Annotated in this window: 1 protein-coding gene; it reads left to right on the plus strand. The window is 57.0% G+C overall.

Translation table 11 applies throughout. The features are described 5' to 3' along the window. A partial coding sequence (gene uvrB / locus AC5LBQ_RS09595; protein WP_493265334.1) for an excinuclease ABC subunit UvrB occupies positions 1 to 1,730 on the plus strand: 1,730 nt, incomplete at both ends.

The following is a 1,730-nucleotide window of genomic DNA, read 5'->3' on the forward strand; positions in this document are numbered from 1 at the left end:
TGACCGCTGAGTTTCGGGAACTTCTGCCGAAAAACGCCGTGGAATACTTCGTGTCCTACTACGACTACTACCAGCCGGAAGCCTATGTGCCGCAAACCGATACCTATATCGAAAAGGATTCCTCTATCAACGATGAAGTAGAACGCCTGCGGCACTCGGCCACAAACTCCCTGCTGACACGCCGGGACGTGGTGGTCGTTTCCTCGGTATCCTGCATTTATGGTTTGGGCACCCCGGAAGAATACGTGTCTCGCGGCATTCACTTGACCCGGGGAATGCAGATTGGGCGCCAAGACCTCATCAAACGGTTCGTCCAGATGCAGTACAACCGTAATGACGTGGAGTTTACGCGGGGCAATTTTCGGGTGCGTGGGGATACCATCGACATTATTCCCATGTATGAAGAACTCGGGGTGCGGGTGGAAATGTTTGGCGACGAGATTGACGCTCTGGCTTTGCTGCATCCCGTGACCGGGGCGACTTTGCACGAAGTGAACGAAATCTATGTGTTCCCTGCCTCGCACTACGTTGCCGGTCCTGAACGTATGGAACGTGCTTTGGCCGGAATCGAGCGCGAACTGGAACAGCGTTGCAAATGGTTCCACGACCAAGGCAAACTGTTGGAAGAACAGCGCCTCAGGATGCGTACCACTTACGACTTGGAGATGCTGCGCCAGATTGGGATGTGTGCGGGCATTGAGAACTATTCCCTGCATATTGACGGCCGGCAGCCGGGAGAGCCTCCCCACACCTTGCTGGATTACTTCCCGGAGGATTTCTTGCTGGTCATTGACGAGTCTCACGTCACGGTTCCCCAGATTGGCGGCATGTTTGAAGGTGATATGTCACGGAAACGCACCCTGGTGGATTTCGGGTTCCGGCTGCCCTCCGCGATGGATAACCGGCCCTTGAAATGGGAGGAATTCCAGGACCGCATCGGGCAAACAGTGTATCTGTCCGCCACCCCGGGGGACTATGAACTGGGTCTCAGCGATGGGGTAGTGGAACAAATTATCCGCCCCACCGGCCTGGTCGACCCCAAGATTGTGGTGAAACCGGTGGAGGGCCAGATTGATGACCTGATGGAGCAGATTCGCCTGCGCACCGAAGCTGAGGAGCGGGTGCTGGTGACTACGCTGACTAAACGCATGGCGGAGGACTTGACCAAATACCTCGCTCAGCGCGGTATCAGGGTGGAATACCTGCATTCCGACGTGGATACGCTACGCCGGGTGGAGTTGCTGCGATCGTTGCGTCAAGGCGAGTTCGACGTGCTGGTAGGTATCAACCTGCTGCGTGAGGGTCTGGATTTGCCCGAAGTGTCGCTGGTTTCGATTTTGGATGCCGACAAGCAGGGGTTCTTGCGTTCCACGAAGTCTCTGATTCAAACGATTGGGCGCGCCGCCCGTAATGTGCATGGAGAAGTTCATATGTACGCCGACGCGGTTTCCGACGCGATGCGGGAAGCCATCGATGAAACCGAGCGGCGCCGCCGTAAGCAGATTGCGTATAACGAAGCCCACGGTATTGATCCGCAGCCGCTACGCAAGAAAATCTCTGACGTGACCGATATGTTGGCACGCGAAGATATCGACACGGCGGAATTATTGGGTACGGGCTATCGCCAGCCAGATCAAAAGCCTTCTGCCGCCGCCCGCAGCGCGGCTCAGGATGCGGCGGCAGCTCGCGCGGCTCTGGAGGTCATCAGCCGAGCGCGGGCCAAAGCGGCA

The sequence above is a fragment of the Mobiluncus sp. genome, assembly GCF_985070215.1.